The following is an 11,810-nucleotide window of genomic DNA, read 5'->3' as shown; positions in this document are numbered from 1 at the left end:
CTTCAATTACTTCAACTTCTTTATCAGCGCCTTGCTCAGCCATTGCTAATGGTGCAGCACCACCAGCAAGCACCATTGCGATTGAGCTCGCTAATATGCCTTTTTTAAATTTCATGTCTTTCATGTTATCTCCCCATTTATTTTTATATTTTTGTGCGCTTACAATCCGATAACAAAAACCAACGTGTGTAAGGAATTCATGCAACCTAAAATTGTAAGCGCTTACATTAAGTTAGGCTATGAGCAATAATTGGTCAATACATATTTGGTACAAGTTTACCAAAAAACCAATAACTCACTGATATTAAATATTATATTGTGTCAGGTATATTACTTAAAAATTAACTACTTCATCAATATAAAATACTATTGTAAGCGCTTACAAAATATCATATGGTAATAAAGTGCTAGATTTTTAATCAAAACTGACTTTCGTACTTACGATTCATAGATCAAGGAGCAGTCATGGCATTACTTACATTAAAAGAGAAAATAGGTTATGCCTGTGGAGACGTAGCTTCTAATTTTTATTGGCGCGTTTTCGATGTGTTTTTGTTTATTTTTTATACCGACGTATTCGGTTTACATCCAGCAGCAGTCGGTACTATGATGCTAGTAACAAGAGTTATCGATGCTTTTTCTGACCCTCTAATGGGAGCATTGGCAGATAGAACCGAAACAACATTTGGCAAATTTAGACCTTACCTTCTATGGGGCATTTTACCCCTTGTTTCAGCTGGCGTATTAACATTTACTGTTCCCGATTTACAAGGTGAGGATAAACTGATTTGGGCGTACGCTACCTATATTTTTATGATGCTCGCCTACACCTTTATTAATGTGCCTTATGGAGCATTATTAGGTGTAATAACAGCCAATAGCCAAGAAAGAACGACCTTAACAAGTTTCCGTTTTATAGGCGCATTTTCAGGTGGCAGTATTGTTGCTTATTTTACTCCTACTCTGGTCGCGTATTTCGGTGCCGAAAATGAAGTGCTCGGCTGGCAAGTCACCATGGCGATTTACGGAAGTGTTGCTGCTGTTCTATTTTGTATTACCTTTTTTACTACACGTGAAAGAATTTCACCGCCAATATCTCAAAAATCAACGATATTACAAGATATTCAAGATTTAATGCATAACAAACCTTGGCTGATATTATTCACATTAGCATTAATCATAATGATGACCATTACGCTAAGAGGAAGCACTGGCACCTTTTACCTCAAGTATTACGTTAACCGAGAAGATCTCATTGGCAGCTTTTCACTTTGTTACATGCTTTCGTTAGCTGTCGGTGCAGCCGCGACTCCTTTCATGATCAAGTTTTTGGATAAAAAAACACTTTTAATGTTACTTATGAGTGTCATTACCGTGCTATCTATCGCATTTTATTTTGTGCCTAGTGACCAAGTCGCCTTAATTTTCGCACTACAAATCGCTATTGGTTTCTGTTTAGGACCAAAATCACCATTAGTGTTTTCAATGTACGCAGACTCTGCTGACTTTGGTGAGTGGAAACACGGTAGACGGGCAACAGCAATGGTGTTTTCAGCCGCTGCATTTTCTCAAAAGCTGGGAAGCGCTATCGCAGGCGCAATGATTGGTTGGCTTTTAGCTTCAATGGGCTATGTAGCTAATCAAGTACAAAATTCAGATTCACAAACAGGAATCGTATTATTAATGACATTGATACCTGCGGTATTCGCCGCTGTTAGTGTAGGGATTATCACCCGCTACCCTCTGTCAGAACATCGTGTTGAAGAAATCCAACAATCTCTACTAACACGAAAAACATAAATTCAGGAGTAACATTGGCATGTTTGAATTTAACTATCAGAATCACCAACTGTCGATTAGCGACCCTGTATCGATGCCGAAAGCCAGTAGCTTTTTATGGAACAAAAACATGATGCTACATGTGAACTGTAGAGGCTTTGCTAATGCACAATTCATGCAACCTGAACCATCAAAATACGCCCATGCTCCTAATATGGAAGCTAAAACATTCATGCAACCAGAGCAAGATTACTTTAGCCACCATGCAGGACGGTTTTTTTACCTCAAATGTATAGAAACTAATGAAATAATTTCTCTGCCTTATGAACCAGTCAAATCACCGCTAGATAAATTTACCTTTAATGCAGGCCAGCAAAATATATCGTGGTACATTGAACATTGGCAATTGAAAATTGAAATTCAAGTATCTTTGCCAACAGAAGATAGTCTCGAGCTCTGGAAAATCAACATTACAAATCAAGGATTAGTTGAGAAAATCATCGCCCTTTACCCTTATTTCACCATTGGTTATATGTCATGGATGAATCAATCTGCAGATTATAACTCGAGCATAAACGGGATAATTGCCCGCTCAATCACGCCATATCAACAAGTGGCTGATTATTATCGAAATCAACATTTAAAAGATTGGACATTCTTTATCAGTAAACACCCTTGTCAAAGTTGGAATGCAAATCAAAAAAGTGTAGAAGGTGAAGGTGGGCTACATGCGCCAGATGATCTAAAAACCTCACATCTTAGCCAAGCACAAGCACTTTATGAAACTCCTGTAGCTTGTATGCAATTTTGCCACCAACTAGCGCCTCAAGAAAAGATTAACCATGCGTTTATTTTCGGGCCAGCAAACAATGAGCAAGAAATCATCACACTAAAAAATAAATATTTAATCGAAGATGATGATTTTGAACAAGCAGCATCTGCATACCAGCAATACTTTTCCAAGATGAATAACAGGCTACTATTAAATAGCCCTGAGCCCGATTTCGATGAGTTTGTGAATCATTGGTTACCTAGACAGGTATTTTATCATGGTGATGTCAATAGACTAACAACCGATCCGCAAACGCGAAACTACTTACAAGATGCCATGGGCGTTACCTATTTAGTTCCCGACCTTTGCCGACAAGCGATAATCACTGCCGTTTCACAACAGTTAAGCTCTGGAGCTATGCCTGACGGCATATTGCTTTCAGATAACGCGACGCTTAAATATATAAATTTAGTGCCGCATAGCGACCACTGTATATGGCTTACCATTTGCCTTGAAAGCTATCTAAATACAACTAACGACAAGACAATTCTTCATCAGTCTTTACGCTTTAAAGATTCAGAGAGAACAGCCACCTTAATTGAACATATTAACTTAGCGTTTGATTTTTTACTCGCAGCACGGAATGAACAAGGACTAAGCTTGATTGAACAAGGCGATTGGTGTGATCCAATGAATATGGTTGGTCATAAAGGAAAAGGGGTATCTGCATGGCTTACTATGGCGACAAGTTACTCATTAGCGATATGGAACAAAATATGCCGTTTATACCATGTAAATTCAGACTATATCGCTTCATATGAACAAGAAATAACAGTGCTTAATCGCGCGATAAACCAATATTTTTGGCATGAGAACTGGTACGCACGTGGGATCACAGATAATAAGCGAACATTTGGAATTTCATCTGATCCTGAAGGGGAGATTTTCTTAAATCCGCAGGCATGGGCACTACTTTGTAATGCAGCAGATGAAAATCAAAAACAACGTATGTTACGAAGCATCAAAGAAAAGTTGTTAACACCTTATGGTGTCATGATGCTATCACCTGCATATACACACATGCATGAAGATATTGGTCGAGTCACTCAAAAATTTCCAGGTACTGCTGAAAATGGTTCGATATATAATCATGCTTCCGCTTTTTTCGCTTACAGTTTGTATCAAGAAAACGAAGGGTCATTAGCGTTTGATGTGATTAAAGCAATGCTTCCTTCGAAGGAAGATGCTGGTAAACGCGAACAGATGCCTAATTTTATTCCCAATTATTATCGTGGTGCTTATTTTCAAATGCCTCAAATGACTGGAAAATCTAGTCAGTTATTTAATACGGGTACTGTCACTTGGGTGTATCGCTGCATTATTGAAGAACTTTGTGGCATTAATATACAAGCAGGAAACTTACACTTAACACCAAAACTACCTAGTTCATGGTCTAATTTAACGATTTCATATTCAGTCTTAGGCGCCGATTTTAATATTCAATATCAACAAAGTAATAAGGTCAGTAAGATAACCAGCTATCTTAATAAACAACGTATAGAAGACAATACCATACGTGCTATCACCCGAGGGAAAACCTATAACATACGGGTTTCAATGCCAATACCTAGGGGAAAGGCATGATTGCAAAACTGATATTAATTATGGGCGTCAGTGGCACGGGCAAGTCAACGTTAGCAGATGCTTTGGCTAAACACCTCCGCTTTGATTATTTCGATGCAGATGACTTTCACTCACAAGAAGCAATTTCATTCATGAAAAGAGGAGTCCCCATTAACCCAGTAATGCGCCAAGCATGGATTGAACGCATGAAACATTACTTCTCTTCATTTGAGTTTAACAACAAGAGCATTGTATTAGCTTTCTCTGGTTTAAAACACCATCATCGTAAAACACTTAGTAAATTGGCAATGCAAGTAACTTACGTACTTATTGAGCCCGAACCTTCAATACTAAGGATGCGCCTGAAAAATAGAAAAACACATTTTTTTTCACCTAGCTTGCTTACCGATCAACTGAATCAATTCGAGCCGCTCTCTAATAGTGAAGCAGAAAAGACAATATTACTAACGATGAAACAAACAAGCCAACAACAAATCTCCAGTATTGTTCAACAGCAGAAACCTTAATATGAAACACCATATACTACTTTACTTAGCATTATGCATCACCACTTTGCTTATTAATAACAATGCATATGCACAGACAATAAAAGTACATAAAACAATGTTAACACCCAAAATAGATGGAGAAATAGATACAGAAATATGGTCGACCGCATCATGGCAAGGCATGAATCATTTGCTGTTAGGAGAAATGCCGAATAAGACTGACTTTCAAGGACGTTTTAAATTACTATGGAATAACAGCACTTTGTTTATTCTTGCTGAAATTACTGATGATGTATTATTTGACCAACATGCTGATCCACTTTATTTTTATTGGGATGACGATTGCCTAGAAGTATTCATAGATGAAGATGCATCAGGCGGTAACCATCAATACTCCTTTAATGCCTTCGCTTACCATATTGCATTAGACAATCAAGTTGTCGACATCGCGAGTAAATTACCCAATGGCCAACCATCTTTTGTTACTTTAAACGATCATATAAAAAGCCGCTGGAAACGTAGTAAAAAAAAGCCTCATAACGTAATCTGGGAGTTGGCTATATCAATCTATGACGATAAATTCACCATGGAAGAACAGCACAACTATCCAAGCGTTGAATTAACTGAAGGTAAGGTAATCGGCTTTATGCTTGCATACTGTGATAATGACGGTAGTGAACAACGAGAACACTTTATCGGCTCTACAGATATTACCCCCGTGAACGGAAGTAAAAATTTAGGTTACATAACCGCAGATGTTTTCGACAAGCTGTTACTCATAGAGTAAAGCTTGTCGCCTACTTCCACATTTACTACTCGCCTTGGCTTGAACCGCCAAGGTTAGGTGCATGTGAAATAATACGATCAGCAAGCCGTGAAAAAGGTAAACTTTGAATCCATACTTTTCCGTGACCAGACAAAGTGGCAAGAAATAACCCTTCACCACCAAAAAACATACTTTTTAAGCCTGATGTCATCTCAATACTGTAATCAATACCATCACTAAATGCCACCAAACATCCGGTATCTAAGCGTAACGTTTCTCCATTAAGTTGTTTTTCTATCACGGTACCACCGGCATGAACAAATGCTTTACCATCACCCGACAAGTGCTGCAAGATGAACCCTTCTCCGCCAAAAAACCCACTCCCTAAACGACGATTAAAGGCTATATCAACTTTAGTCCCGCGTGCTGCGCATAAAAAAGCATCTTTTTGACAAGTAACGCTGCCACCTAATTGCGCAAGATCTAAAGGAATAATTTCTCCCGGATAAGGCGCTGCAAATGCGACACTACGTTTGCCATAAACCTGGCTAGTAAAATGTGTCATAAAAACAGACTCGCCAGTGAAGGCTCTTTTACCTGCTGAAAATAACTTACTCATGAAACTTTGCGCAACATCCGAGCCGTCACCCATCTTAGTTTCAAAAATGATACCGTCTTCCATATAATTCATCGCACCTGCTTCAGCGATAACCGTTTCTCCTTGATCCAACTCTATCTCAACCATTTGCATAGAATGACCAATAATTTTGTAATCTATCTCATGACTTTGCATTGTGTTTTTCTTCCTTGTTAATCTATTTTTCACTCAAAACATTTATTTACATTTTATCTTGAAGTTAGGGTAAGTACGCACGGTCTATTCAGCATAGATTAATCTACGCAATGCAATATTACCAATTACTCAGAATAATGATAATATCGCACACATACGCTACTTTTATGAAGAGAATTAAACCTATGAAGAAATTTTTTGCCGCTTTATTAGCAACTGTATTTATTCCTCTTGCCGCAAATGCAGCAAAATACGAAGAGGGAGAGCATTATAAAGTCATCCCTGGTCAAGCGACTAAAAAGCCAGAAGTGAGAGAATATTTTTCTTACCACTGCCCTGCGTGTAGAGGCTTTGAGGCATATTTACCTGAAATTAAAAAGAGCTTACCCGATGGTACAAAACTGACCAAAACACACGTAGACTTTATGGGACAGTCTGCACCTGAAAAACAATTTATGTTAAGCAAAGGCATGATCATTGCCGAAAAAACGGGTATCGCTAAGCAATATAATGCTGAAGCTTTTAGTTATTTACAAACACAAAAAAGATCAATTGATTCTATCGATGATGTGAAGAAAATTTATGTCGCGGCGGGTGGTAAAGCAAGCGACTTTGAAAAAGGGCTAAAGAGTTTTGCCTTAATGTCACGGGTAAAACGCGATAAAAAAGTTCAAGACAAATTATCCGCAGGTCGTTATGTCGGTAGCGTACCTACTTTTGTGGTTAATGGTAAATACGCAATTAATGCAAGAGCAATAGATAGCGAGAACTTTATTGAAGATTACAAAAACCTTATTGCGTACCTGCTTACCCTAGACTAAATAAACAGCTAACATAGGAAGTGCTAAGTTCATCAGCACTTCCTTAAACAAAACAATTACAAAACTAAGTGATCCATCTCAGCACTTATTTCCTTTCGCATTTCCATGAGTCTCTTCGCAGATTCTAATTGCTTTTTATCTTCTTCTGTTTCAGGAATCCACTGTGGAATTGACACTTTATGGCCGGTTTCATCAACAGCAACCATCACGACAATACAATGTGTAGTTTTTCGCTTATTTAACGATTTTGGATCGCAGGCATGTACTTGTAATGCAATGTGCATGGATGAATTACCGGTATAGATCACCTCAGCACTCACTTCGACTAAACTCCCAACATGGATTGGCGATACAAATCGTATTCCCCCAGCATAAGCGGTTACACAATAGCGACCACTCCAACCAGCAGCACAGGCATAAGCCGCTAAATCTATCCATTTCATCACCGCTCCTCCGTGCACTTTACCACCAAAGTTTACATCTTGTGGTTCTGCTAAAAATCGTAACGTTAGTGAGCGTTGAGGATCATTCATAATTTTCTCTATTATTCTACTTGGCTGTTGGCGATGTTAACTTTACTATAGCGGCAAGACACTAATATTGTACATATTTTTAATACGAGATGATTATGGCCATTTGGGTAGATGCTGACGCTTGTCCAGTTCCAATTAAAGACATTATTTTTAGGGCTGCTGAAAGAACAAAGATGCCAACGACATTAATTGCTAATCATGCAATGAAAATCCCACCTTCGGCTTACATTACCTTTGTGCGTGTTAGTAGTGGTTTTGATGTTGCTGACAACGAAATTGTCAAACGTTGTTCGCCTAACGATTTAGTTATCACCAGTGATATACCTTTAGCGGCTGAAGTAATAGAAGAAGGTTGTATCGCTTTAAATCCTCGGGGGGAACTTTACACGACAAGCAATATTAAACAGCGGCTTAATATGCGTGATTTTATGGATACTTTACGATCAAGTGGTATTGAAACTGGCGGCAGTGCGCCGCTCAGTCAGGCAGACAGACAAGCCTTTGCTAATCAACTAGACAAATGGCTTAATCTCGCTAGCGGTTAGCCGCATACGGATCCACTTTTTTAGTCCCGTGATGACTTTGTCCTTGCTGCTTCTTAGTTGTATGCTTTTTATTAGTATTGTTCGAATGTGGTTTACCTCTAGTTGATTTTTTTACCGTTGAACCACCACGATTATTTTCTTGTGTGTTTAATTTCTGACTTTTAATTTTCTTGGGTTTCTTCGTTTTTAACGGTCGAATAGCCCGAGAAGCAGGTAGCGCATTGACAGGCTCAAAGCCTGGTTCAATACTACGTTCAATATGTTGTTGTATCACATATTCAATATCTTCCAGTAATTTGTGCTCATCTGCACAGACTAAAGACACTGCGAAGCCATCAGCACCTGCTCGACCTGTTCTACCAATTCTATGAACATAATCTTCTGATACATGTGGTAATTCAAAATTCACCACTTGAGGCAGTTGGTCGATATCTAATCCTCGTGCTGCGATATCCGTTGCCACCAAAACACTTATTTCATTATTCTTAAATTTAGCTAACGCCTTTGTTCTTGCGCCCTGGCTTTTATTACCGTGTATCGCCAATGCAGATATACCTTGGCTATCTAATTCTTTGGTTAGTCGATTCGCACCATGTTTTGTTTTTGTAAAAACTAACACTTGTTGCCACTGGTTTTCTTTAATCAAAAAGCTTAGTAATTTAGACTTCTTTTTCTTATCACAAGGCACTACTAGCTGCTCAACAGTTTTCGCCGTACTATTGCTAGGACTGACAGAAATTTCAACAGGGTTATGTACAAAAGATTGAGCTAACGCTTTAATATCCGGTGAGAAGGTCGCAGAAAATAATAAATTCTGTCTTTGTGCAGGTAAAAATGACAATATTTTTTTTATGTCTCTAATAAACCCCATATCTAACATGCGATCCGCTTCATCTAATACCAGCACTTCTAATTGCGAGAACTTGACTGCATTTTGTTGATAAAGGTCTAATAATCTACCAGGCGTTGCCACTAACACATCGCTACCGCTTCTTAGCTTCATCATTTGCGGATTAATTTTAACACCGCCAAATACTACGTTTACACGCAATTTGGTGTGCTGCCCGTATGTAGCAACATTATTAGCAACTTGAGCTGCAAGTTCTCTTGTAGGGGTTAATATTAATGCTCTCACTTCATTAGCGCGAGCAGGTTTTCCCTTCAATAATCTTTCAATAATTGGCAAAGTAAAACCAGCCGTTTTGCCCGTTCCTGTTTGTGCAGCAGCCATAACATCTTTGCCTGATAATACAGCAGGTATCGCTTGTTGTTGCACTGGCGATGGCGTGTGATAACCTTGTTCCTCAACCGCCTTTAAAACCGGTTGAGATAAATTTAATAACGAAAAAGACATGAAGTATACCCGATTAAAAAAGAGAAGCTCGAAAAGCGCAATCACATACACAGTAAAGCTTTAGCTAAGCCCTTAGCTTTAAAAGTGTAAGACTGACATTATACCTGTTACTGACTGACATATATATCATAACCTTTTTACTCTTCTCTATTAACCTTAAGTATCATTGCTTCTTGTTAGCTATAGTAACTGTCTTTTCGTTCTGCAATACTAGACAACAAGTAATATTTCCGCTAAAAACAAGGTAGTAACTGATAATGAAGGGATTTCATGGTTAAAATTGATTATGGTAGCAAGCGCTTCCTAATTGTTGATAACATAAAGCAGTCACGAGACGCCCTGAAAATATTTGCCTATAGCCTAGGGGTCTTAAGTGTAGAAACTAGTTATCATGCACCAGACGTTATTGCACTTTGTGAAGCAACTGCATATGACGTAGTGTTACTTGGCTATGATCTTGGTGATAATAAAAAAAATGGCCAACAAATTCTCGAAGAATTAAGAGCTAAAAATTTACTTTCACGGCAATGTATCGTCATCATGATTACTGCTGAGGTGTCTCAAGCGATGGTATTAGCGGCGTTAGAACATAAGCCTGATGAATACCTCATTAAACCCTATACCCTTAAAGACCTTTCTATTCGACTGACTCGTACATTTGAAAAAAAAACAGCCATGGCAAAAATTTATCATGCGCTGGATACAAATGATCGCAAAAAAGTCATTCAACTCTGTAATCAAGAAGTATATAAAAATAGTCCATATAAACACGAATGTTTAGGAATAAGATCTAGGCAACACTTTGAATTAGGCGAATATCAACAAGCAAGAAAAATTTACTCGGCATACGTTGGTACACCTAACTGTCAATGGGCAACCATTGGTTTGGGGAAAATAGCGTTAGTCGAACAGAATTACCATGAGGCTGAAAAATATTTTCAAGCTATTGTTGATGATAATCCTTTTTATCTTTCAGCATATGATTGGTTAGCAAAATCACAAATCTACAACAACGACTATGAAAAAGCTGAGCAAACTTTAGAACAAGCATTATTAGTTTCACCTAGATCCGTTACTCGCTTAAAACAGTATGCTGAAATTTGTCTAAATAATAACAGTTTAGGTAAAGCAACTTCTGCATTATCTAAAACCAATGATCTTGCGTATCATTCAATCCACAAAAAACCAGACAATGCAATTCAATTTGCTGAAGCCTTAATAGGACATGCCGACAGCTTATCTGAGAGTCAAATAAGAAAGTTAAATGATAAAGCCTTTGCGGTATTAAATAATATGACACGTGACTTTCAAGCTAATGAATTAAAGGTTATTTCACAATTTTTAATTGCGCGTCTACATACAAAAGCAAATGATGTTGGACTTGCAAAAAGTGCCCTAAAAGAGGGTGAAAGACTGTTAGAAACTTACAAAAAAGTGCTCACTACTGAAGGCACTTTTAAAGTTGCAAAATCGTTAATTGCTCTTCAACGAAGAGGTAAAGCAGAAATATTATTAGAAAATCTCTCTCAAGCTCATCCTGATAACATGGAAATTCTTTCAGAAGTTGTTGCGCTTTCAGATAGGCCTATCAGTGAAAAAGATAAAATTGCTGCTCAAACTGCATTAGAAGTTGGTGTTAGTCTTTATAAAGCAAAACATTATACATTAGCTATCGATAAACTTAATCAAGCGCTTTATCACTTTCCCCACCATATCGGCGTAAAACTTAATCTCTTACAAGTTTTGTTAGTCTCTTATGAAGCGAATAAAGAACGCATAGATGACTTTAAGCAAGCAAAAGTATTGATTAAACACTTCAATGAATTATCTCCTGAAAGTGAGTCGTTTAAACGATTCTTAAAGCTTAGAAGTAAGTTTGAAGCCTTAAATGCTTTTAATACACACTAATCAACTGAAACGTATTAATCACCATCAGCAAAAAATGTTGTATTAATGTTTTATCCGCTAGAAAAGGGTTATTTCGCAATCCTGTTCTACACACTCATCTGTATTTCATTTATTCTGAGAATTTAATCAACGATGGTTATCTTCTTGTTTTTCAGATATAAAAAAAGCCCGACAACTGTCGAGCTTTATTTATATGGTGGAGGGAGGTGGATTCGAACCACCGAAGGCGGAGCCGTCAGATTTACAGTCTGATCCCTTTGGCCACTCGGGAACCCCTCCAAACGGATTAAACCCAGCATAGCTGGGTTTTCCATTAATAGAAGCTTGATGATGTCCTACTCTCACATGGGAACTCCCACACTACCATCGGCGCTATTGCATTTCACTACTGAGTTCGGCATGGAGTC

General features: G+C 38.1%; 10 protein-coding genes and 1 tRNA gene. 7 read left to right on the top strand and 4 right to left on the bottom strand.

Annotated features, from left to right (window positions below; translation table 11 throughout):
* The first annotated feature begins 465 nt into the window (after positions 1-465).
* The 4 genes from BI291_RS00055 to BI291_RS00040 are packed head-to-tail and all read left to right on the top strand — an operon-like array spanning position 466 to position 5,470.
* On the top strand, positions 466-1,800 hold the full coding sequence (locus BI291_RS00055) for an MFS transporter (RefSeq protein ID WP_074495121.1): 1,335 nt from the start codon (positions 466-468) through the stop codon (positions 1,798-1,800).
* A gap of 19 nt (positions 1,801-1,819) precedes the next feature.
* On the top strand, positions 1,820-4,195 hold the full coding sequence (locus BI291_RS00050; protein ID WP_074495118.1) for an amylo-alpha-1,6-glucosidase: 2,376 nt from the start codon (positions 1,820-1,822) through the stop codon (positions 4,193-4,195).
* The gene (locus BI291_RS00045) at positions 4,192-4,701 is read left to right on the top strand and encodes a gluconokinase (RefSeq protein ID WP_074495114.1); all 510 of its coding nucleotides are present in this window, start codon (positions 4,192-4,194) and stop codon (positions 4,699-4,701) included. Before BI291_RS00050 ends, BI291_RS00045 begins: the two co-directional genes overlap by 4 nt.
* 1 nt (position 4,702) lies before the next feature.
* Complete coding sequence (locus BI291_RS00040) at positions 4,703-5,470, top strand: sugar-binding protein (RefSeq protein WP_074495112.1); 768 nt, start codon at positions 4,703-4,705, stop codon at positions 5,468-5,470.
* A 25-nt stretch (positions 5,471-5,495) separates the two neighbouring features.
* Here the strand turns inward: BI291_RS00040 and BI291_RS00035 are convergent, their stop codons facing one another.
* Complete coding sequence (locus BI291_RS00035; RefSeq protein WP_074495109.1) at positions 5,496-6,242, bottom strand: TIGR00266 family protein; 747 nt, start codon at positions 6,240-6,242, stop codon at positions 5,496-5,498.
* A 185-nt stretch (positions 6,243-6,427) separates the two neighbouring features.
* Here BI291_RS00035 and BI291_RS00030 point away from each other — a divergent pair, with 185 nt between their 5' ends.
* Positions 6,428-7,063, top strand: a complete 636-nt coding sequence (locus tag BI291_RS00030) for a thiol:disulfide interchange protein DsbA/DsbL (RefSeq protein WP_074495107.1) — start codon at positions 6,428-6,430, stop codon at positions 7,061-7,063.
* Positions 7,064-7,119: 56 nt separating this feature from the next.
* Here BI291_RS00030 and BI291_RS00025 read toward each other — a convergent pair whose 3' ends face one another.
* Positions 7,120-7,596, bottom strand: a complete 477-nt coding sequence (locus BI291_RS00025) for an acyl-CoA thioesterase (RefSeq protein ID WP_074495104.1) — start codon at positions 7,594-7,596, stop codon at positions 7,120-7,122.
* A 95-nt stretch (positions 7,597-7,691) separates the two neighbouring features.
* On the opposite strand from BI291_RS00025, the gene BI291_RS00020 reads away from it, so the two are divergent.
* On the top strand, positions 7,692-8,141 hold the full coding sequence (locus BI291_RS00020) for a YaiI/YqxD family protein (RefSeq protein WP_074495102.1): 450 nt from the start codon (positions 7,692-7,694) through the stop codon (positions 8,139-8,141).
* Here BI291_RS00020 and BI291_RS00015 read toward each other — a convergent pair.
* On the bottom strand, positions 8,131-9,495 hold the full coding sequence (locus BI291_RS00015) for a DEAD/DEAH box helicase (protein ID WP_083601788.1): 1,365 nt from the start codon (positions 9,493-9,495) through the stop codon (positions 8,131-8,133). The genes BI291_RS00020 and BI291_RS00015 overlap by 11 nt on opposite strands.
* 270 nt (positions 9,496-9,765) lie before the next feature.
* On the opposite strand from BI291_RS00015, the gene BI291_RS00010 reads away from it, so the two are divergent.
* Entirely contained in the window at positions 9,766-11,403 is a 1,638-nt protein-coding gene (locus BI291_RS00010) for a tetratricopeptide repeat-containing response regulator (RefSeq protein ID WP_074495101.1), read from the top strand.
* A 194-nt stretch (positions 11,404-11,597) separates the two neighbouring features.
* Here the strand turns inward: BI291_RS00010 and BI291_RS00005 are convergent.
* Positions 11,598-11,682: transfer RNA gene (locus BI291_RS00005), tRNA-Tyr, on the bottom strand.
* Positions 11,683-11,810: the final 128 nt, after the last annotated feature.

It is taken from the genome of Thalassotalea sp. PP2-459 (assembly GCF_001913705.1).
GTDB lineage: Bacteria > Pseudomonadota > Gammaproteobacteria > Enterobacterales > Alteromonadaceae > Thalassotalea_C > Thalassotalea_C hakodatensis.
The sequence above is the reverse complement of the archived record's forward strand: the minus strand, read 5'-3'. Positions and strand labels throughout refer to the sequence as shown.